At 31.5% G+C, this 20,066-nt stretch carries 20 protein-coding genes; 15 read left to right on the top strand and 5 right to left on the bottom strand.

Going from position 1 to position 20,066, the window contains the following annotated elements; all coding sequences use genetic code 11:
* Position 1 precedes the first annotated feature (1 nt).
* The 3 genes from GFJ99_RS03080 (at position 2) to pruA (ending at position 3,257) form a co-directional block, all read left to right on the top strand.
* Positions 2–1,081 (top strand): DUF3667 domain-containing protein, encoded by a 1,080-nt coding sequence (locus GFJ99_RS03080; RefSeq protein WP_153207486.1) that lies wholly within the window; start codon positions 2–4, stop codon positions 1,079–1,081.
* Positions 1,082–1,084: 3 nt separating this feature from the next.
* Entirely contained in the window at positions 1,085–1,471 is a 387-nt protein-coding gene (gene apaG / locus GFJ99_RS03075) for a Co2+/Mg2+ efflux protein ApaG (protein WP_008256245.1), read from the top strand.
* Positions 1,472–1,631: 160 nt separating this feature from the next.
* Positions 1,632–3,257, top strand: coding sequence for an L-glutamate gamma-semialdehyde dehydrogenase (pruA, locus tag GFJ99_RS03070; protein ID WP_153207485.1), 1,626 nt, complete (start codon positions 1,632–1,634; stop codon positions 3,255–3,257).
* Between the two features lie 59 nt (positions 3,258–3,316).
* On the opposite strand, the gene GFJ99_RS03065 is transcribed toward pruA, so the two are convergent.
* Together GFJ99_RS03065 and rsmG are read right to left on the bottom strand one after the other, a co-directional pair.
* The gene (locus GFJ99_RS03065; protein ID WP_153207484.1) at positions 3,317–3,685 is read right to left on the bottom strand and encodes a hypothetical protein; all 369 of its coding nucleotides are present in this window, start codon (positions 3,683–3,685) and stop codon (positions 3,317–3,319) included.
* A 79-nt stretch (positions 3,686–3,764) separates the two neighbouring features.
* On the bottom strand, positions 3,765–4,394 hold the full coding sequence (rsmG, locus tag GFJ99_RS03060) for a 16S rRNA (guanine(527)-N(7))-methyltransferase RsmG (RefSeq protein WP_008256241.1): 630 nt from the start codon (positions 4,392–4,394) through the stop codon (positions 3,765–3,767).
* Positions 4,395–4,502: 108 nt separating this feature from the next.
* Between rsmG and GFJ99_RS03055 the strand changes: the two genes are divergently transcribed.
* From GFJ99_RS03055 to GFJ99_RS03045, 3 genes are all read left to right on the top strand, one after another.
* Complete coding sequence (locus tag GFJ99_RS03055) at positions 4,503–5,597, top strand: acyl-CoA desaturase (protein ID WP_153207483.1); 1,095 nt, start codon at positions 4,503–4,505, stop codon at positions 5,595–5,597.
* Positions 5,598–5,655: 58 nt separating this feature from the next.
* Entirely contained in the window at positions 5,656–6,840 is a 1,185-nt protein-coding gene (locus GFJ99_RS03050; protein ID WP_008256239.1) for a pyridoxal phosphate-dependent aminotransferase, read from the top strand.
* Between the two features lie 172 nt (positions 6,841–7,012).
* Complete coding sequence (locus GFJ99_RS03045) at positions 7,013–8,884, top strand: U32 family peptidase (RefSeq protein ID WP_153207482.1); 1,872 nt, start codon at positions 7,013–7,015, stop codon at positions 8,882–8,884.
* A 38-nt stretch (positions 8,885–8,922) separates the two neighbouring features.
* Here GFJ99_RS03045 and GFJ99_RS03040 read toward each other — a convergent pair whose 3' ends face one another.
* A complete protein-coding gene (locus GFJ99_RS03040; RefSeq protein WP_008256237.1) occupies positions 8,923–9,480 on the bottom strand; it encodes a sugar O-acetyltransferase in 558 nt (185 codons plus the stop codon).
* A gap of 333 nt (positions 9,481–9,813) precedes the next feature.
* Here GFJ99_RS03040 and GFJ99_RS03035 point away from each other — a divergent pair, with 333 nt between their 5' ends.
* From GFJ99_RS03035 to GFJ99_RS03010, 6 genes are all read left to right on the top strand, one after another.
* Entirely contained in the window at positions 9,814–10,077 is a 264-nt protein-coding gene (locus GFJ99_RS03035; protein ID WP_153207481.1) for a hypothetical protein, read from the top strand.
* A 360-nt stretch (positions 10,078–10,437) separates the two neighbouring features.
* Complete coding sequence (locus GFJ99_RS03030; RefSeq protein ID WP_153207480.1) at positions 10,438–10,701, top strand: hypothetical protein; 264 nt, start codon at positions 10,438–10,440, stop codon at positions 10,699–10,701.
* A 110-nt stretch (positions 10,702–10,811) separates the two neighbouring features.
* Entirely contained in the window at positions 10,812–11,522 is a 711-nt protein-coding gene (locus tag GFJ99_RS03025; RefSeq protein WP_153207479.1) for a pirin family protein, read from the top strand.
* 16 nt (positions 11,523–11,538) lie between these two features.
* Positions 11,539–12,075 (top strand): NADPH-dependent FMN reductase, encoded by a 537-nt coding sequence (locus tag GFJ99_RS03020; RefSeq protein ID WP_153207478.1) that lies wholly within the window; start codon positions 11,539–11,541, stop codon positions 12,073–12,075.
* Between the two features lie 158 nt (positions 12,076–12,233).
* Positions 12,234–13,106 carry an ACP S-malonyltransferase gene (gene fabD / locus GFJ99_RS03015; protein ID WP_153207477.1) on the top strand — a complete coding sequence of 291 codons (873 nt, stop codon included), beginning with the start codon at positions 12,234–12,236 and terminating at the stop codon, positions 13,104–13,106.
* 78 nt (positions 13,107–13,184) lie between these two features.
* Positions 13,185–13,862, top strand: coding sequence for a peptidoglycan DD-metalloendopeptidase family protein (locus GFJ99_RS03010; RefSeq protein ID WP_153207476.1), 678 nt, complete (start codon positions 13,185–13,187; stop codon positions 13,860–13,862).
* Here the strand turns inward: GFJ99_RS03010 and galE are convergent.
* Together galE and GFJ99_RS03000 are read right to left on the bottom strand one after the other, a co-directional pair.
* The gene (gene galE / locus GFJ99_RS03005) at positions 13,859–14,872 is read right to left on the bottom strand and encodes a UDP-glucose 4-epimerase GalE (protein ID WP_153207475.1); all 1,014 of its coding nucleotides are present in this window, start codon (positions 14,870–14,872) and stop codon (positions 13,859–13,861) included. The genes GFJ99_RS03010 and galE overlap by 4 nt on opposite strands.
* Before the next feature lie 65 nt (positions 14,873–14,937).
* The gene (locus GFJ99_RS03000; RefSeq protein ID WP_153207474.1) at positions 14,938–16,065 is read right to left on the bottom strand and encodes a DegT/DnrJ/EryC1/StrS aminotransferase family protein; all 1,128 of its coding nucleotides are present in this window, start codon (positions 16,063–16,065) and stop codon (positions 14,938–14,940) included.
* Between the two features lie 98 nt (positions 16,066–16,163).
* Here GFJ99_RS03000 and GFJ99_RS02995 point away from each other — a divergent pair, with 98 nt between their 5' ends.
* The 3 genes from GFJ99_RS02995 to GFJ99_RS02985 are packed head-to-tail and all read left to right on the top strand — an operon-like array spanning position 16,164 to position 20,053.
* Positions 16,164–17,441, top strand: coding sequence for a 3-deoxy-D-manno-octulosonic acid transferase (locus GFJ99_RS02995; protein ID WP_153207473.1), 1,278 nt, complete (start codon positions 16,164–16,166; stop codon positions 17,439–17,441).
* Entirely contained in the window at positions 17,441–17,890 is a 450-nt protein-coding gene (locus GFJ99_RS02990) for a GNAT family N-acetyltransferase (protein ID WP_153207472.1), read from the top strand. Before GFJ99_RS02995 ends, GFJ99_RS02990 begins: the two co-directional genes overlap by 1 nt.
* Before the next feature lie 9 nt (positions 17,891–17,899).
* Positions 17,900–20,053: a S46 family peptidase gene (locus tag GFJ99_RS02985; protein ID WP_153207471.1), complete on the top strand. Its 2,154-nt coding sequence runs from the start codon at positions 17,900–17,902 to the stop codon at positions 20,051–20,053.
* Positions 20,054–20,066: the final 13 nt, after the last annotated feature.

Here is a 20,066-nt window from a genome sequence, read left to right as displayed (position 1 = left end):
AATGAGCAGAAAAGATATAAAATATAGAGGAACTCAATGTATCAACTGCGAAACATCGTTAGACATTAGCGAAAAATATTGTCATCATTGCGGACAATTAAACTCTACTAAAAAAATAACAATTAACGATTTTATAGAAGAGTTTTTTTCTAATTTTTATGCTTACGATTCTAGATTACGAAATTCTATCCTTTCTATTTTTACAAAACCAGGTGTTTTAGCAAAAGAATATAATGAAGGAAAAAGACACACTTATGCTAATCCTTTCCGATTATTTTTAAGCGTATCAATAATTCTTTTTATTTCTTTTAATGTAACGGAAGGTGATATGACACCATCGACTGACAGAGCAAAAGAAGAACTGAACAACGAACAACTTAAAGAAGAAATAAAAAAAGACAGTACTGCTTTAAAATTATTAAACGCTAACCCAGCAATAAAAAATAAACTTTTAAAAGATCAAATCGAATACAGCAAAGACTCTATATACACTAAAAACTTTATTGATCAAAACATTAATCGAAATTTAGATCCTTTAGTTTATTACATAACTTCTCTAAGAAACTTCCACTTAAAATATCCAAAAAAATCAGATGCCCAAATACTAAAAGAATTAGGTTTTGAGAACAACTTTACCTATAACACAATTTGTAAAAAAGCAAAACTTTTTAAATCGAACAACATCTATGAAGAGCTTTTCGATTACTTTTACCAAAAGCTTCCGTTTTTTATTTTTCTTTCTTTACCCATATTAACATTAATGTTTTGGATCGTTTTTTATTCCAAAAAAATTAATTATACCGAACATTTAGTCTTTGCTTATACTTTTTTTACATTCATATTTTTATGCATGATGATTTTCAATTTAATAAGTTTAATAAGCGAAACGTTATCAAACTTTATCACTGGAATATCATTTGCGTTTTTATTTCCTCTATATTTCTACAAATCTTTAAGAAATTTTTATGAGCAAAGTCGTTGGATTACTATTATAAAATTTATACTTTTGAATCCGCTATTCTTTTTATTCTTAAGTATTTGTGCTTTAGTAATGATGCTTTTAGGAATAATTTTATTTTAATTTATGGTAAGTCAAATTACAAGAGGCATAAAAATTTCAGTTTTAACTAGTTTTGAAGGAACTTACTTCAAGAACTATAAGATTCATTTTGCCTTTACTTATCAAGTTACAATCGAAAACCAAAGTAAAGATTCGGTTCAATTAACCACACGTCATTGGGAAATTTACGACGCACTAAATAATATTGAGGTAGTAGATGGTGAAGGCGTAATTGGCGAAAAACCCGTTATAAAACCTGGTGAAAGTTATACTTATTCTTCCGGATGCTTACTTTCTTCTCCTATTGGAGCAATGAAAGGTTATTTTAATATGGTAAACTTTACCTCAACCAGAAGCTTTAGAGTCATTATCCCTACATTTAAACTTAGCGCTCCATTTGCTATTAATTAAAAGTTATCTATTTAAGCTAAGTCACTTTTGTTATCGATAATTCAAAATATACTTCGTATTTTTGTATTCGTTTACGAAAAACTAGTAAAACAACACACAAAATTGTCTAATTTTCACTCAAGGACTTTGTCTTAAATGAGAGAAGCTAAAATTCAAAACCATGTTAAAAGGATTTTTTAATGTCCCAAAAGCGGTTAACGAACCCGTAAAATCGTATGCACCAGGTTCTCCTGAAAGAGCAGCTGTTGCAGCAACTTATACAAAAATGTGGAATTCTCAAGTTGAAGTTCCTTTATATATTGGTAACGAAGAAATTAAAACGGGTAATACCAAAAACATGTCGGCTCCACATGATCACCAACATATCGTAGGTGTTTATCATCAAGCAGACAGAGCCTTAGTTGAAAAAGCAATTACTTCTGCTTTAGAAGCTCGCAAAAAATGGGCAGCAATGGCTTGGGAAAACAGAGCTGGTATTTTCTTAAAAGCAGCTGAATTATTAGCTGGTCCATACCGTGCTAAAATCAATGCAGCGACTATGATTGCACAATCAAAAACGATTCACCAAGCCGAAATTGACGCTGCTTGTGAGTTAATTGACTTCTTACGTTACAACGTAGAATTCATGACAAAAATTTACGCTGACCAACCCGCTTCTACATCAGATATGTGGAACCGTGTTGAATACAGACCATTAGAAGGTTTTGTATATGCCATTACTCCATTCAACTTTACTGCTATTGCTGGAAATTTACCTTCAAGCGCAGCATTAATGGGTAATGTGGTAGTTTGGAAACCAGCAGCAACTCAAGTATACTCTGCTTATGTATTAATGCAAGTTTTCAAAGAAGCAGGTTTACCAGATGGTGTTATCAATATGGTAATGGGTGATTCTGGAATGGTTTCTGACGTAGTTTTATCCAATCCACATTTAGCTGGAGTTCACTTCACTGGTTCAACTGGCGTTTTCAATGACATTTGGAAAACTATCGGAAACAATATCGCTACTTACAAAACCTATCCAAGAATCGTTGGAGAAACTGGCGGTAAAGATTTCATCATTGCACATCCATCAGCAAATCCAGCGCAAGTTGCAGTAGGAATTGCTCGTGGTGCATTTGAATTCCAAGGACAAAAATGTAGTGCTGCATCTCGTGTTTACGTACCACAAAGTTTATGGCCAGCAATTCAAGCAAAATTAGAAGCCGATTTGAAATCGATGAAAATGGGTTCACCAGAAGATATGGGTAATTTTATTACTGCTGTAATTTCAGAAGCTTCGTTTGACAAATTAGCACGTTACATTGACCAAGCTAAAAAAGATAGCGATGCGGAAATAATCATTGGTGGAAATTATGATAAATCAAAAGGTTATTTTATAGAACCAACGGTTATTTTAACTTCAAATCCTAAATATTCAACTATGGAAACCGAATTATTTGGACCCGTAGTTACGATTTATGTATATGAAGACGCCAAATGGTCTGAAACATTAAAATTAGTTGACGAAACTTCAGAATATGCTTTAACAGGTGCAGTATTTAGCCAATGTCGTTATGCGGTGGAAGAAGCAACCGTTGCTTTACAAAATGCGGCTGGAAACTTCTATATCAACGACAAACCAACAGGTGCTGTTGTGGGAATGCAACCATTTGGAGGAGCAAGAGGTTCTGGAACTAACGACAAAGCTGGTTCATCTCAAAACTTATTGCGTTGGGCTTCTGTTAGAACGATCAAAGAAACATTTGTAACACCTGAAGATTATAAATATCCGTTTTTAGGATAATCTTAGTCCGAAGTAAAAATAAAAAACCCGATTTTCAGTTGAGAATCGGGTTTTCTTATTTATAAAATTTTATTAAAAGCTAATTCATAATCTTCCTCTGTAATTTTGATGTCAATTGCATTACAATTTTCGTTCAATCTTGACAAAATTTTCACAAGGAACTTATTGTTGGGATTCAAAAAATATCGAATTTTTTCCAAAAAACTCATATGCTTATAAAGCACATTTGAAATTTGCCAGTTACTTCCGATTTTGTTAATTTTAATAGCATTCAAAGATTCAAGCTTATTTATAGATTTGTTAAATTCAATATAACTTGGATAACTTCTATCTACAGCATCCCAATATTCAAGAATTTCCTTTAATTGAGTCCCTTTTATTGAAATTGCTTTAATGTTTACTAAATCAGTATAATTTATATTTGTCATTATAAATCTTTAATAATAAAGAAATAATTCTTTTTTAAAATCTCTTATTATCTATTCACTAGTTACTTTTCACTAATCACTATTTTTTATACTTCAACGGTAAATGCACCACTTTCTTCGTTTCAAAAAATTCATCAGTAAAGAAATCCGATAAATTATATTCTGTTGCTTTTGGAAAAGCTGCCAATTCTTCGGTTAAATCGCCTCCTTTTAAATATAAAATTCCGTTGGCTAATTCGTGATTTTGTTTTTTTGAAATTTTACCATCTACCCAACTTACAAAATCAGGCATATTGGTTACCGCGCGACTAACAATAAAATCAAATTCTTGCTTTACCAATTCGGCACGTTTTTGTTCAGCTTTTACGTTTTTTAATCCTAAACCTGCAGCCACTTCATTCACTACACGGATTTTTTTCGCAATAACATCAATCAAATAAAAATCAACTTCTGGATGCAAAATAGCTAATGGAATTCCAGGAAAACCACCACCTGTTCCCACATCCATGATTTTGGAACCTGGACGGAATTCGATAATTTTTGCAATTCCTAATGAATGTAAAACGTGACGCGTGTATAATTCGTCGATGTCTTTACGTGAAATCACATTAATTTTTGCATTCCAATCTTCGTATAACGATTGTAATTTTTGAAACTGAAGTATTTGATTATCAGATAAATTAGGAAATTGTCTTAAAATTTCGTCCATTAGTTAAATTTTGCACAAAAATACGCTTTTTCGTGAATAAAAAATGAGGAATATCATAAATGAAAAAATTATAATAATTATCTTTGACAAAATTTGAATAGAATATTTATGAGTACTACATCCCCGATTTTCTCAAAAGAAGATAATCTGAAGTTTTTCAGAACATTAAATAAAAGAGTAAACGATTATTTTAAAGAAAATAAAATTGACAAAACAGGAAACTGGAAATTACACCTAAAAACAATTGTAATGTTCGGTCTTTTCCTTACTCCCTATTTCTTTTTGCTTGCAATGGATATGCCTTTTTGGACTTATTTATTACTTAACGTAGTAATTGGAATTGGAATGGCTGGAGTTGGAATGAACGTAATGCACGATGGCAATCACGGTGCTTATTCAACCAAATCTTGGGTAAACAAATTAATGGGCGGAAGTATCTATATCTTAGCTGGAAATGTTTATAACTGGCAAGTACAACATAATGTTTTGCATCATACTTATACAAACATTATTGGTCATGATGAAGATTTAGATGCAGGTCGTGTTATACGATTTACAAAAGAAGCTAAATGGGAAAAATTTCATAAATTTCAACATTATTATTCAATTTTTTTATACGGATTATTAACGTTCAACTGGGCTATCACTACTGATTTCCTTCAAATGAAACGTTACTTAAAAAGAAAATTATCATATGGAGAAGCTAAAAGTCCTGCTTTTCAATGGACTACTTTAGTAATTACAAAAGTAATTTACTTTTCAATTTGGTTGGTTTTACCAATGGTTTTAGGAGTAGACTGGTGGTTAGTTTTACTAGGATTCGTAGTAATGCATTATACTGCAGGATTAATTTTAAGTGTAGTATTCCAATTAGCACACGTGGTAGAAGACACTGTAAACCCAATACCAGACGACAATGGTGAAATCGAAAATACTTGGGCTATTCACCAATTGTTTACTACCGCTAACTTTGCACCTAAAAACTGGATTGTAAATTATTATACAGGTGGATTAAATCATCAAATTGAACACCATATTTTCCCAAATATCAGTCACGTTCATTACAATAAGATTGCAGAGATTGTAAAACAAACAGCAGCTGAATGTAACTTACCATATCACGAGTTTAAAACGACTCGATCGGCAATCGCATCTCACTTCAAACATTTGAGAGAATTAGGAAGAAAACCACAATTAGCATAATAAACAGAGAGACGCGAGGAATCGCGTCTTTTGTATTAACTATAATAACTAACACACAATGAACCCGTTATCGGACAGAATCAACAACTTAGCTGTTTCACAAACATTAGCTATGGCAGCTTTGGCAAGAGAATTAAAAGCACAAGGAAAAGACATTATTAGCCTTAGTTTAGGAGAACCTGATTTCAACACTCCTGAATTTATTAAAGAAGCTGCAAAAAAAGCAATCGACGAAAACTACAGCACTTATACTCCTGTAGAAGGTTACTTAGAATTGAAAGAAGCCATTTGCAAAAAATTCAAAAGAGATAATAATTTAGACTACAAACCATCACAAATTGTAGTTTCTACAGGAGCTAAACAATCGTTATATAACATTGCACAAGTAATGTTAAACGATGGTGATGAAGTAATTCTTCCTGCTCCATATTGGGTTTCATATTTCGAAATCATCAAACTTTCTGGCGGTGTTCCTGTTGAAGTTCCTACTTCTGTAGAAAGCGATTTCAAAATCACACCAGAACAATTAGAAGCAGCAATCACACCAAAAACAAAAATGATGTGGTTCAGTTCACCTTGTAACCCAAGTGGTTCGGTTTACAATCGTGAAGAATTAACAGCTTTAGCTAAAGTTTTAGAAAAACATCCACACGTATATATAGTTTCAGACGAAATCTACGAACATATCAACTTTTCAGGAACATTTTGCAGTATTGCATCGATTCCAGGAATGTTAGAAAGAACAATCACAGTTAATGGAGTAGCAAAAGCATTCGCTATGACAGGTTGGAGAATTGGCTACATCGGAGCACCAGAATTTATCGCAAAAGCATGTACCAAGATTCAAGGACAAGTTACTTCGGGAGCGAATTCTATTGCACAAAGAGCTACGATTACTGCAGTTGAAGCTGATCCAAGCGTATTAAACGAAATGGTTTCAGCTTTCAAAAATCGTAGAGATTTAGTAGTAGGATTAGTAAACCAAATTCCAGGATTCAAATTGAATGTTCCAGAAGGTGCATTTTATGTGTTCCCTGATGTTTCTTTCTACTTTGGTAAAACTATTAAAGGAACCGAAATTAAAAACGCAACCGACTTTTCTATGTTCTTATTAGCAGAAGCAAATGTTGCAACGGTAACAGGTGATGCTTTTGGAAATCCAAACTGCATTCGTTTCTCTTACGCTACAAGTGAAGCTTTATTAACAGAAGCAATGAAAAGAATTAAAGAAGCGGTTTCTTAAATTATATTACAACAAATACATATTAGCACGAATTAATTTATAAATTAGATTAATTCGTGTTTTTTTATGTCCAAAATTCAAAAAAAGTCAACTTGAATTAGAAATCTCGGTTTTTTTGTATGAACTTTGCACACTTTTTTTCGGCAAATTCCGAATAATTAACGTTTTACAAATGAAGAAGAAGATTGAAATATTAGCGCCAGCAAAAGATTTAATTCAAGGGATTGCAGCCATAAATAGTGGTGCAGATGCCGTTTACATTGGTGCTCCTCTATATGGTGCAAGATCTAATGCTACCAATTCTGTTGAAGATATTGCAGATTTGGTTAAATACGCACATTTATTTAACGCACAAGTTTTTGTAGTTATTAATACCATTTTGTATGATAACGAATTAGAACCTTGTCGTCAATTAATATGGAAATTATATGATATTGGTGTTGATGCTTTAATTATTCAAGATATGGCAATTATGGAAATGGAATTACCTCCTATCGTATTGCATGCGAGTACACAAGCCAATAATCGTGATGCCGATAAAATTAAATTCTTAGCTGATGCTGGAATCAAACGTGTGGTCTTAGCGCGTGAATTGAACTTACACCAAATCAAAGAAATCAGCGAAGCTTCTGATGTAGAATTAGAATTTTTCGTTACGGGTGCTTTATGTGTTTCGTTTAGTGGAAATTGTTATATGAGTGTTGCCAATGGAGAACGCTCGGCAAACCGTGGTTCTTGTGCACAAAATTGTCGTTTACCTTATAATTTAATTGATGGAAATGGCGACACTTTAATCAAAAACAGTCACTTACTTTCGATTAAAGATTTTGATGTTTCGAATCAAATTCCGAATTTAGTGGAAGCTGGAATTGTTTCTTTCAAAATTGAAGGTCGCTTGAAAGACATCGTATATGTAAAAAACAACGTTTCGTATTTACGTCAAAAGTTAGATGCTTTCTTGAACGAAAACAGCGATAAATACACCAAAGCTTCTTCTGGGAAATGCACCTTCTTATTTGATTCTTCATTAGATAAAAGTTTTAACCGTGGTTATACCGATTATTTTGTAAACGAAAGACATCAAGCAATTGGTTCTTGGGAAAGTCCAAAATCAAAAGGACAATATATTGGAAAATTAATGAAAACCGTTGGAAATTCATACGTAATTGAAAATGGTGAGTTATTAAACAATGGCGACGGATTGTGTTTCATCAACGAAAACAATGAAGCCGAAGGAATCTACGTTAACCGTGCAGAAAATGGAATCGTATATCCAAACGTATTAAAAGAAATCAAAGAAGGCACTTTCATTTATAGAAATAACGATGCCGCTTTCATAAAGTTAGTTGAAAGAGAAGACAGTGCCGTTCGAAAAATCAGCACAACTTTACTATTAAAAGAAAACGTAACAGGTTTTGAATTAATTGCTACCGACGAAGATGGAAATGTAAGTGTTGTAAATTTGGTTCACCCAAAGGAGCCAACAAAAAACAACGAATCTTTAGCAGAAAACTTCAAAATCAACTTAGCAAAAACAGGATTTACACCGTATACAGCTGATGAAATTACGATTGAATTTTCTGGAAATTGGTTCCTTCCGATTTCAAAAATCAACGAAATGCGAAGAACCGTTTACGAACAATTATCGGAAATTCGTTTGAAAAATTATGTGCGCAAAGAACACCAATTGGTTAAAACATCACATCCTTATCCAGAAACGAAATTGGATTTCATGTACAATGTTGCCAACAAAACCGCTCGTAAGTTTTACGAACGTCATGGTGTAACCGAAATTGAAAAAGCATTCGAATTACAATGGGATCCGGGAAAATCTCGCGTAATGACAACTAAATATTGCATCAAATATGAATTAGAACGTTGTCCAAAATACCATCGTGAAAACATGGACAAAAAAGTAAAAGAACCTTTGGTTTTGAAACAAGGCGAATTGGAATACAAACTAAAATTCAATTGCAAACCTTGTGAAATGGAAATTTGGGAAAAAGATGCCGAATTTGAAATCGAAGAAGATCATTTTCATTAATATACAAACCGATGCTTAATTATTATACATCGGTTTTTTTATTCCTTTAATTTTTTAATCACTTTGGCTGGATTTCCAACGGCTAATGAATTTGCAGGAATATTTTTAGTTACTACAGAACCTGCGCCTATTGTACATCCATCACCAATTGTAACACCAGGACAAATTATAGTATTTCCTCCTATCCAACAATCGTTGCCAATAAAAATTGGTTTGGCAAATTCTGTTTTTCTTCTTTCCATTGCGTCTGTAGGATGTGTAGCGGTATAAATATGAACTCCCGGCCCAATAAACACATTATTACCTATTGTAACTTTTGCAGCATCTAAAACCACACAATTTACATTAAAATAAACCATTTCGCCCAATTGAATATTATATCCATAATCGCAATGAAAAGGTGGTTCAATATAAATCCGTTTATGCGCATTTGGCAATAACTCTTTAAGGATATTTCGAGCATTTCCATTCATTAGATATTCTGTAATATTTAATTTATGAAGTAATTTTTTAGCTTTATTTCTATCTAGAGATAATTCTTTATCATTGGAAAAATAATTTTCACCCGACAGCATTTTTTCTTTTTCGGTTTTCATAATTCAAATATAAACGAATTTTAAATATTCTAAAATTGAGGTTGTGAATTTAAATAATGAAATTCTAAAAATTATAATTTTTATTCCAAATTGGTTTTATTAATGTTTTTAGTGTAATTCTTATTGTTTTTTTAAATCAAAAGTAAATTATTTGTAATTATACGTAAATAAAAAAGTTTTTTGATTTAATGAGTGTAAATTTAATTAGTAAAAACATTAATTAAATCATAACTTACGATTGTTTTTAGTTATATTTTAGACATACATACTGCTGCCCCCTTTAAATGTATTCATATAAAATAGATATATTATTTTAATATAAATACTTTATTTATGGAAATTTATTTTAATGAAAAGGAAGTGCTTGAAATTGTTAAAAGTGACAAATCAAGAAAATTTGAAGTCAATGAAATTGAAAAAATATACGTTACTTACAAGTATTGCATATTTTTTAAAGTCTACTATTTAAAAATAAAAACCAAAAATGGTAATGAACATTCTATTAAAATTGAAAGAAAGTACAAGTCTCGAATTAAAAGAGAAATAAACCAATTCAGAATCATAATGAATTGGGGAAGATTAATACAACAAATATAACTTTTAAACTTCTTCTGTTAAATAATCATACCTAATTAATTTCTGATGGCATTTTTATTTTAAGCTTAAAAAAAATATGCAATCTGTAAAGGGATAATTTTTAAAAAATACCGCTATACAGATTGCATTAAAGCTATTTAATTTAACTAAAATTAATAGAATTTTTCTAAATTATATTGTGTTTATAAAATTATAAGTAATTTATTTTAATTTATAAGTAATTTTTAATATCTTTACTCTGATTAAAAATCTATTTTTTAATTTAAAAATAGATTATAATATAATTTTGACAAGACATTTCGGTTCCCCCTCAATGAATTAAGAAAGAGTTTATTAATACTAATTTAAACACTTTGATTCATGAAAATTAATTACAAAGAAAAAAGCACAGTAGAAATTATTAATTTTTACAATTCAAAAAACATTAGTGTAAATAATATCGAAAAGATTTACGTTGGTTTTAAAGTTTTTTTATTCCTTAAGATGTATTATTTAAAAATTAAAACTAATGAAGGAGAGGTTTTGTCTTTTAAAATTGACAAAAAAAACAAAGACCGAATCAAAAAAGATGTTAGTAAAATTAGATCAATTATAAATTGGGATAAAACACTTGTAAATAATTAACTGTTTTATATTAATTATAACGTCTTAATTCATTTCTAATTCTAAATAAAAGCTTTCTTTTATAAATCATTATGTAAATTTGTAGTTTATTAACTGCTAAATTATACATTATGACAACTTTAGTTATACATAGAGGAAACACAAGAGGAAATGCAAATCATGGATGGTTAAATGCTTACCATAGTTTTAGCTTTGCTAGTTGGCACAATCCTGAAAGAGTCCAGTTTGGTGCTTTAAGAGTGCTAAACGATGACACCATTGCTGCTGGAATGGGTTTTGGCACACATCCTCACGACAATATGGAAATTATTACTATTCCACTGGAAGGTGATTTAGCTCATAAAGACAGCATGGGAAACGCAGCTACCATAAAAACAGGCGATGTTCAAGTAATGAGTGCTGGGACCGGAATTCAGCATAGTGAATTCAATCCAAATCAGGACCAACAAACAAAATTGTTTCAAATTTGGTTGTTTCCAAAAACTAGAAATGTAGCACCTCGTTACCAACAAATTACTTTAGACAAATCGTTACAAAAAAATAATTTTGCTCAAATACTTTCTCCAAATGTAGATGACGCAGGTGTTTGGATTCATCAAGATGCTTGGTTTTATCTGAGTGATTTTGATGCTGATTTTTCTAAAAAATTACTTCTAAAAAAAGAAGGAAACGGTTTTTACATTATGACTATTGAAGGAGAGATTGAAGTGAATGGTGAAAAACTAGAGAAAAGAGATGCAATTGGAATTTGGGAAACATCTGAATTAGAAATCAAAGCGAATTCAAATGCTAAGTTTTTAGTGATGGAAGTTCCGATGTAATAATAAATTTAAATTAATGAAAAAAATTATCGCTTTCGGGGCTTCATCAAGCAAAAATTCCATCAATAAACAACTAGCAACTTACACAGCTAATCAATTTCAAAATGTTGCTATTGAAATTTTAGATTTAAACGATTACGAAATGCCTATTTTTTCAGTTGACAAACAAGCGGAAAATGGCATTCATCCATTAGCAAACGATTTCTATGCGAAAATTGGAAGTGCTGATTTAATAATAATTTCGTTTGCTGAACATAACGGAAATTTTTCGTCAGCATTTAAAAACATATTGGATTGGTCTTCACGAATAAATGCGAAGACTTTTCAAGAAAAACCAATGTTATTACTAGCAACTTCTCCCGGAGCTCGTGGTGGAAGTTCAGTTTTAGATATTGCTACAAAACGATTTCCATTTCAAGGTGGAATTGTAAAAGGGAGTTTTTCATTACCAAGTTTCAATGATAATTTTGATTTAGAAAAAGGAATTACCAATGAAGAATTAAAAAATCAATTATTGGAAATTGTAAATTCAATTGAAATCACCAACAACTAGAAGTTTACCTAAGTAAACGCCAATAAATAAAAAGGTGATACCATATATGACCACATACAAATAAATTTTACATATGTGAATTCAATAAAAATGTTATTTTTGCTAAAGTTTTGAGCTTATTTTTAATCTCATAAACCTTAAACTTTTAAACTAAAAACATGAAAGCATACGTATTTCCAGGTCAAGGAGCTCAATTCACAGGAATGGGTAAAGACTTATATGAAAATTCAGCCTCAGCTAAAGAACTTTTCGAAAAAGCAAATGAAATCTTAGGTTTCAGAATAACAGACATAATGTTTGAAGGAACTGCAGAACAATTAAAAGAAACAAAAGTAACACAACCAGCAGTTTTTTTACATTCGGTAATTTTAGCTAAAACATTAGAAAATTTCAAACCAGAAATGGTTGCAGGACATTCTTTAGGCGAATTTTCCGCTCTAGTAGCTAATGGCGTTTTATCTTTTGAAGACGGATTAAAATTAGTTTCACAAAGAGCTATGGCTATGCAAAAAGCTTGCGAAATTAAACCTTCAACCATGGCTGCGGTTTTGAATTTAGAAGATAAGATTGTAGAAGATATTTGTGCATCGATTGATGGTGTTGTTGTGGCTGCAAATTATAACTGTCCAGGACAATTAGTGATTTCTGGCGAATACAAAGCGGTAGAATTAGCTTGCGAAAAAATGAAAGAAGCTGGTGCAAAACGTGCTTTGATTTTACCTGTTGGTGGCGCTTTTCATTCACCAATGATGGAACCCGCAAGAGAAGAATTAGCAGCTGCGATTGAAGCAACAACTTTTTCTACTCCAATTTGTCCTGTATATCAAAATGTAACAGCGAGTGCAGTTTCTGATGCAAACGAAATCAAGAAAAACTTAATCATTCAATTAACAGCTCCTGTACGATGGACACAATCGGTACAACAAATGATTGCAGATGGCGCTTCTAGTTTTACTGAAGTTGGTCCTGGAAAAGTTTTAGTTGGATTAGTAAATAAAATCAATAAAGAAGTAGAAACGATTTCAGCTTAACTATAATAAAATCAAAATTACAATCCTCATGAACAAAATTCATGGGGATTTTTTATCTTTGACTAACAAGAAAAACCAATGACAAAAATACTTGAAATATTCCGTTGTATTGAAGCTGCAAAAGTGATTGCTTCAGAAATTGATTATAATGATTACATTGATTTAGACTTGTCTATTTCAAACCTTGAATTACAAAATCATAAATTAGAAACAGCTCAAGATTATGAAATTTTCATCCAAAACCATTTAGATAAAAATCAAGCTAAAATTGCTTTTGGCGGTTATATTGAAACCAGAAATTTATACCAAAGAAGTACGGTTTTTAAAAACACGAATTCAGACGAACGTAATATTCATATAGGATTGGATTTATGGATTAATGAAGCAGCAACTATTCATGCTGCATTAGCTGGAAAAATTCACAGTTTTCAAAATAATACAGCGTTAGGAGATTATGGTCCAACAATAATTTTAGAGCACAAAATAGAAGGTATTGTTTTCCATACACTTTATGGTCATTTAAGTGAAGCTAGTTTACTTGGTAAAAAAGTAGGTGATGTTGTTACTAAAGGAGAACAAATAGCAACTTTAGGTTTACCACCTATTAACGGTGATTATGCACCTCATTTACACTTTCAAATCATCATCGATATGGAAGAAAAAATTGGTGATTACCCTGGTGTTTGTTCTGAAAAAAAACTTGAATTTTATAAGAATAATTGCCCTAATCCAAATTTATTGTTGAAAATAAATTAACTCCTTATCTTTAGTTCCCACTTCCAAGCGCTTGCTAAAGCTTCTTCTAAAGATGATTGCGCCTTCCATCCTAAAACAGTATTGGCTTTATCTGTATTCGCAAAAGCTTCAATTACATCTCCTTCTCTTCTTTCTACAATTTGATACTTTAGTTGTTGTTCAGAAACTTTTTCAAAAGCAGTAATTACTTCTAAAACAGAACTACCAGTTCCAGTTCCTAAATTAAAGGTTTCTACTTTCTCTAGATTTTTATGATTTAATAATCGCTGTAAAGCAATTACATGTGCTTTTGCTAAATCAACTACATGAATATAATCGCGAATAGCAGTGCCATCTGCGGTTGGATAATCATTTCCGAAAACTGAAAGTTTATCACGTAAACCAATTGCTGTTTGTGTGATAAAAGGTACTAAATTTTGAGGAACTCCAAGTGGTAATTCTCCTATTTCAGCAGAAGGATGCGCTCCAATTGGATTAAAATAACGAAGTAATATTGAATTTAAATTGGTTACTTTAGCCACATCAGTTATTATCTCTTCTCCTATTTGTTTAGTATTTCCGTAAGGCGACATGGCTTGCTGAACAGGAGCATTTTCTGTAATTGGCATTTTTTCGGCTTGACCGTAAACAGTACAAGACGAGCTGAAAATGAAATTAGCATTTTTCAATTCTTTAATTTCTTGTAAAAGATAAACTAAAGAATTAATGTTGTTTTCATAATATAATAATGGATTTTCAACACTTTCACCAACAGCTTTGCTAGCGGCAAAATGTATAACTCCAGCAATATCAAAATACTTTTTAAAGAAATTTTGAACAGCCGATTTTTCTCGCAATTCAATGTTTTCAAAAATTGGTTTTTTACCCGTTATTCTTTCAATTCCATCTAGTACATCAAGAGATGAATTAGATAAATTATCAACAACTATAACTTCAAAACCTTTATTTTGCAATTCAACAACCGTGTGCGAACCTATAAAACCTAAACCTCCTGTAACTAATATCTTCATATTTTGGTTTTCAGTCTCAGTCGCAGTAAACAGTAACTGGTACTGAATACTGAGACTGAACACTATTATACGTATTCTAAAACTGCGTCTGTAATAAATTTAATTTGATCATCATCTAATTCGGTATGCATTGGTAATGCAATAACTTCTTTACATAACTGATTAGTTACAGGAAAATCTTCTTCTTTATAACGCGAATCTGCATACGCTTTTTGACTGTGTAACGGAATTGGATAATATATAGCACACGGAATCCCTTTGGCTTGCAAATGTTCTAACAATCCATCACGTTTTCCGTTCATAATACGAATTACATATTGATGAAACACATGACAATCACAAGATTCGCAAATAGTTGGTGCCCAAATATTAGAATTCACACTCAATGCTAAAGAATATTTTCTGGCAGCATCTTGACGTGCTTTATTGTACGTGTCTAAATGAGGTAATTTTGCTTTCAAAACACCCGCTTGCATACTATCTAAACGCGAATTTACGCCTACTACATCATGATGATAACGTTCGTACATTCCGTGATTCACAATTCCTCTTAACGTATGGGCAAGTTTGTCATCATTAGTAAAAATTGCTCCACCATCTCCATAACAACCTAAATTTTTAGATGGAAAAAAAGAGGTTGCACCAACGTGTCCAATAGTTCCAACTTTCTTTTTAGAACCATCTTTTGATGTATAATCTGCTCCAATAGCTTGTGCATTATCTTCAATAACATATAAATTATGTTCGCGAGCAATATCCATAATAGCATCCATATTTGCCGAACGGCCAAATAAATGAACAGGAACAATTGCCTTTGTTTTTGGTGTAATGGCTTTACGAATTCCGTCAAGCGAAATGTTCATATTGTTCATATCAACATCTACTAAAACTGGAGTTAATTGCAACAAAGCAATCACTTCAACTGTAGCTGCGAATGTAAAATCGGCTGTAATTACCTCATCACCAGGTTTCAAATCCAATCCCATCATAGCAATTTGCAACGCATCTGTTCCATTAGCACATGGAATTACGTGTTTTACGCCCAAATATTTTTCTAAATCAGCTTGAAATTGATGAACTAATGGACCGTTTATATAAGTATTGGTATCTAAAACTTCTTGAATAGAAGCGTTTACTTCTTCTTTTATTTTTTCATATTGACTTTTTAAGTCAACCATTTGTAATTTTCTCATTTGGAATAAAAATTAAGTCTAGCAAAAATAACAAATTCTATAGTACAAATTTTATCTAACTTAAAAAGAAACGTATTTTAGCACCATAAAATTCAATTATGCTATTTCTATACAACATAATTACGCTTTTAGCAGCCCAACTTTTGAAGACTGTAGCCCTTTTTAGTCCGAAAATGAAACTTTTTGTAGACGGACGAAAATCGGTTTTTCAAACTTTGGCTGATAAGATTCAAACTTCGGATAAAACAATTTGGTTTCATGCAGCTTCTTTAGGTGAATATGAGCAAGGTTTACCTGTTATTGAAGCTATAAAACAACAATTTCCAACACATAAAATTGTAGTTACGTTTTTTTCCCCTTCGGGTTATGAAGTGCGAAAAAACAATACCGTTGCTGATGTTACGGTTTATTTGCCTTTGGATACAATTTCAAATGCGAAACAATTTATAGAATTAGTTCATCCAGAAATGGTATTTTTTATCAAATATGAATATTGGCCAAATTACCTAAACGAACTAAAAAAACAGCATATAAAAACCTATTTGATTTCGGGAATATTACGAGAAAATCAAGCGTTTTTTAAATGGTATGGCGGATTTTACAGAAACGCCCTTAAAACATTTGATTACTTTTTTGTTCAGAATGAAAGTTCGAAAAATCTTCTACAAAGTATTGGATTTAACAATGTAAAAGTTTCTGGCGATACACGATTTGATCGCGTAGTTTCAATTTTAGAACGAGATAATTCATTGGATTTCATAGAACAATTTAAAAATCTCGGCTCCGCTCGATTAGACAAAAATGTAAATCTAAAATCTAAAATTGTTGTTATCGGAAGTTCATGGCCAAAAGACGAAAGTTTATTAGTGAATTATATTAATCAAAGTTCGGATGATGTGAAATTTATTATTGCACCTCATAATATTAAACAAGAGCAAATTCAAGAATTGAAAAATTCTATTTCTAAAAAAACAATTTTGTTTTCTGATGTAGAGACTCGATTAATCGCATCTCTACAGGAATATAACGTTTTTATCATTGACACCATCGGAATTTTAACCAAAATTTATTCCTACGCCGATATTGCTTATGTTGGTGGTGGACTTGGAACATCAGGTCTTCATAATATTTTGGAACCGGCAACTTTTGGAGTTCCAGTTGTAATTGGGCCAAATTATTCGCATTTTACTGAAGCTACGGCATTGGTTAATATGGAAGGCTGTATTTCAATTCAGAATCAAACTGAACTGAATGAAGCTTTTGATTTATTACTTCACAACGAAGACGAGCGATTAGAAAAAGGACATATTTGCAGCACGTTTGTTCAAATGAATAAAGGAGCTACTCAAACAATTATGAATCATATTTTGAACTAATGACAACCTTCAAACCATTAGAAATTGCAAATATTGAAATCATCACACAAATGATGCAAGATTTTTATGCGATAGATAATTATCCGATTGATGTTGAAAAGTCCAAAAAACTATTTCAAGAATTTATTACCAATGAGAATTTAGGTAAATCTTGGTTAATCTTTTCCGAAAATGAAATTGTAGGATACATCATTCTCACTTTTATTTTTAGTTTTGAATATGGCGGAAAAATAGCTTTTATAGACGAATTATTTATCAAAGAAACCGCACGTGGAAAAGGAATTGGAAAAGAAGCCATTCAGTTTATTCAGGGAGAAGTTCCTAAATTATCGTTAAAATTACTTTATTTAGAAGTCGAAACGCATAATGAAAACGCACAAAAATTGTATCTTGCACACGATTTTGAACTTCACAATCGAAAATTAATGAAGTACAAAATTGTTAACTAAATTTATATCATGAAATTTTTAAAATTATTACTTGTTTTAGTTGTTTTCCAAGCGCAAGCGCAACAAGGAGGCATGTGGATTCCATCGTTACTAAAAGGAACCAACGAAAAAGAAATGAAAGCTTTAGGAATGAAAATTAGTGCCGATGATATTTATTCGGTAAACAATTCCAGCTTAAAAGATGCTGTTCCTCATTTTGATGGCGGTTGTACAGCGGAAATGATTTCTCCAAAAGGACTTTTATTAACCAATCATCACTGTGGTTATGATAACATCCAAAGTCATTCTACTGTAGAACATGATTATTTAACTGATGGTTTTTGGGCTTACAAAATGGAAGACGAATTACCAAACAAAGATTTAACCGTAACCTTCATTATTAAAATTGAAGATGTAACGAATAAAATTTTTGAAGGTGTTTTAAATCTTCCGACTGAAAGCGACAAACAAAAGAAAATCCAACAAAATATTACAGCTTTAAATAAAAGCTATACTAAAGAAGCTTGGCAAGAAACAATGATTCGTGCATTTTATGACGGAAACCAATACTTATTATTTGTAACCGAAACTTTTAAAGATGTTCGTTTAGTAGGAGCACCACCAAGTTCAATCGGAAAATTTGGGTCGGATACTGATAACTGGGTTTGGCCACGTCATACGGGAGATTTTTCTTTATTCAGAATTTACGCTGATAAAAACAATCGTCCTGCAGAATACTCGAAAGACAACGTTCCTTACACTCCAAAACACTTTTTCCCAGTTTCTGCAAAAGGAATTCAGGAAAACGATTTTACAATGGTAATGGGTTATCCTGGAAGAACTCAGGAATATTTACCATCATTCGCTGTAGAACAAATTGTTAATGATTTAAATCCGGCTAAAATTGAAATTCGCGATGCCGCTTTAAAAGTGCAAGATGGTTTCATGCGAAAAGATAATGCGATTAAAATTCAATATGCTTCAAAATATGCTGGTGTTGCAAATTATTGGAAAAAATGGATTGGCGAAACTAAAGGTTTGAAAAAATCAAATGCTGTTGCGATCAAGAAAGAATTTGAAAAGAAATTTCAAGAAAGAGTTAACAAAGCAGGCAAACAAGCTGAATACGGAACTATTTTAGCTGATTTTGAAAGAAATTATTCAGATATTAAAGAATATGCCATTGCTAGAGATTATTTTTCTGAAGTAGTTTTAAGAAATTCAGAAATTTTATCTTTTGGATATCGATTATTTCAATTAGAACAAATTTATAATACTAGAGGAGAACAAGCCTTTAATGACAGAAAAAACAATTTAATTGTTGGTTTTGAAGACTTATACAAAAACTACAGTGCCCAAGTAGATGAGAAAGTATTTGAGAAATTGATTGGTTTATATGCTACAAAATCACCAAACCAATTTTTACCAGAAACCCTTGTTAATGTAAATGCGAATTCATTAACTACAGCTGTTTTTAGTACAACAAAATTAACCAACTACAATGGATTAAAAGATCTATTGAATGGAGATGCAAAATCGGTTTTAGAAAAATTAAATGAAGATTCAGCCTATAAATTAGTAAAATCTATTGCAAGTAGCTACCAAAAAAATGTAGCGCCAAAGTTTGATGAAATTAATTTAAAAAACATAGCCTTACAAAGAACTTATATGAAAGGAATTATGGAATTCTTTCCTAACGATAGAATTTTTCCTGATGCCAATAGTACTTTACGTGTAACTTATGGAAAAGTAAAAGGATATAAACCAAGCGATGCTGTTATTTACGAACCTGTAAGTTATTTAGATGGTGTAATTGAAAAATATGTGCCTGGAGACTACGAATTTGATGTTCCTTCAAAATTAATTGATTTATACAATAAAAAAGATTATGGAAACTACGCAGACAAAAACGGGAAAATGCCTTTAGCATTTATCGCAACAAATCATACCACAGGAGGTAATTCAGGAAGTCCGGCTTTAGATGCAAAAGGAAACCTTATTGGATTAAATTTTGACCGAGTATGGGAAGGTACAATGAGCGACATTTATTATAGCCCTGAAATATGCAGAAATATCATGGTTGATACACGCTATATTTTGTTTATTATTGATAAATATGCAGGTGCAAAAAACCTGATAGATGAGATGACAATTGTATACCCTAAGTCTCAAAAAGCCAAATAATTACATTTTTTTT

This window comes from Flavobacterium sp. LMO6 (genome assembly GCF_009495795.1).
Classification (GTDB): Bacteria; Bacteroidota; Bacteroidia; order Flavobacteriales; family Flavobacteriaceae; genus Flavobacterium.
This window is presented reverse-complemented; position numbering and strand designations above follow the sequence as displayed.

What these genes read in the sequence shown, in the direction of transcription:
- GFJ99_RS03080 (WP_153207486.1), top strand. Translation starts at nt 2, where the DNA reads ATGAGCAGAAAAGATATAAAATATAGAGGAACTCAATGTATCAACTGC.
- apaG (WP_008256245.1), top strand. Translation starts at nt 1,085, where the DNA reads ATGGTAAGTCAAATTACAAGAGGCATAAAAATTTCAGTTTTAACTAGT.
- pruA (WP_153207485.1), top strand. Translation starts at nt 1,632, where the DNA reads ATGTTAAAAGGATTTTTTAATGTCCCAAAAGCGGTTAACGAACCCGTA.
- GFJ99_RS03065 (WP_153207484.1), bottom strand. Translation starts at nt 3,685, where the DNA reads ATGACAAATATAAATTATACTGATTTAGTAAACATTAAAGCAATTTCA.
- rsmG (WP_008256241.1), bottom strand. Translation starts at nt 4,394, where the DNA reads ATGGACGAAATTTTAAGACAATTTCCTAATTTATCTGATAATCAAATA.
- GFJ99_RS03055 (WP_153207483.1), top strand. Translation starts at nt 4,503, where the DNA reads ATGAGTACTACATCCCCGATTTTCTCAAAAGAAGATAATCTGAAGTTT.
- GFJ99_RS03050 (WP_008256239.1), top strand. Translation starts at nt 5,656, where the DNA reads ATGAACCCGTTATCGGACAGAATCAACAACTTAGCTGTTTCACAAACA.
- GFJ99_RS03045 (WP_153207482.1), top strand. Translation starts at nt 7,013, where the DNA reads ATGAAGAAGAAGATTGAAATATTAGCGCCAGCAAAAGATTTAATTCAA.
- GFJ99_RS03040 (WP_008256237.1), bottom strand. Translation starts at nt 9,480, where the DNA reads ATGAAAACCGAAAAAGAAAAAATGCTGTCGGGTGAAAATTATTTTTCC.
- GFJ99_RS03035 (WP_153207481.1), top strand. Translation starts at nt 9,814, where the DNA reads ATGGAAATTTATTTTAATGAAAAGGAAGTGCTTGAAATTGTTAAAAGT.
- GFJ99_RS03030 (WP_153207480.1), top strand. Translation starts at nt 10,438, where the DNA reads ATGAAAATTAATTACAAAGAAAAAAGCACAGTAGAAATTATTAATTTT.
- GFJ99_RS03025 (WP_153207479.1), top strand. Translation starts at nt 10,812, where the DNA reads ATGACAACTTTAGTTATACATAGAGGAAACACAAGAGGAAATGCAAAT.
- GFJ99_RS03020 (WP_153207478.1), top strand. Translation starts at nt 11,539, where the DNA reads ATGAAAAAAATTATCGCTTTCGGGGCTTCATCAAGCAAAAATTCCATC.
- fabD (WP_153207477.1), top strand. Translation starts at nt 12,234, where the DNA reads ATGAAAGCATACGTATTTCCAGGTCAAGGAGCTCAATTCACAGGAATG.
- GFJ99_RS03010 (WP_153207476.1), top strand. Translation starts at nt 13,185, where the DNA reads ATGACAAAAATACTTGAAATATTCCGTTGTATTGAAGCTGCAAAAGTG.
- galE (WP_153207475.1), bottom strand. Translation starts at nt 14,872, where the DNA reads ATGAAGATATTAGTTACAGGAGGTTTAGGTTTTATAGGTTCGCACACG.
- GFJ99_RS03000 (WP_153207474.1), bottom strand. Translation starts at nt 16,065, where the DNA reads ATGAGAAAATTACAAATGGTTGACTTAAAAAGTCAATATGAAAAAATA.
- GFJ99_RS02995 (WP_153207473.1), top strand. Translation starts at nt 16,164, where the DNA reads ATGCTATTTCTATACAACATAATTACGCTTTTAGCAGCCCAACTTTTG.
- GFJ99_RS02990 (WP_153207472.1), top strand. Translation starts at nt 17,441, where the DNA reads ATGACAACCTTCAAACCATTAGAAATTGCAAATATTGAAATCATCACA.
- GFJ99_RS02985 (WP_153207471.1), top strand. Translation starts at nt 17,900, where the DNA reads ATGAAATTTTTAAAATTATTACTTGTTTTAGTTGTTTTCCAAGCGCAA.